The 404-nt window shown below is 65.6% G+C and carries 1 protein-coding gene; it reads left to right on the top strand.

The features are described 5' to 3' along the window. Nucleotides 1-79: 79 nt before the first annotated feature. Nucleotides 80-404, top strand: a 325-nt coding sequence (locus I6F37_RS42810) for a hypothetical protein (protein WP_225154799.1), incomplete at its 3' end; no start/stop codon positions are given.

The raw sequence follows: 404 nt of genomic DNA, 5'->3' as shown, positions 1-404 counted from the left end.
CACATACAGTCAGCTCGTGGATCTCACGTGGATAGCGCGTCAGCTCAAGTCGCTCCCCGATCGCGGATCGTCATTCCTGTTGCGCGTCGTCCCCGCCGTCGTCGTGAGCGCAGCCGTCGCCGCGCTCGTGAGCCAGGTCGGCTGGCCGGTCGGATTCCTGGCCGGTCTCATCGCGATCGGGCTCGTGTGCTTGTACGTGTTCGACGCGTGCGACGACCAGGTCGAGTTGGCGGTCGCAGGCGCGAACGCCCGCAGTGCAGCCGTCGCCAACGAGGCGAGCGCGAACGCGGCGAACGAGCGCCAGATCGAGCAGGCTCGTCACGACCTGCAGATCGAAGATCTCGAGACCACGTTCGATCTTCGAAAGCGCGAGTACGACGCCAGGATCCTGATCCTCACCGAGG

Origin of the sequence: Bradyrhizobium sp. NBAIM08, assembly GCF_020193935.1 — a bacterium.
GTDB classification, from domain to species: Bacteria; Pseudomonadota; Alphaproteobacteria; order Rhizobiales; family Xanthobacteraceae; genus Bradyrhizobium; species Bradyrhizobium yuanmingense.
Note: the sequence above shows the minus strand (reverse complement) of the source record. Positions and strands in the feature narration are given on the sequence as shown.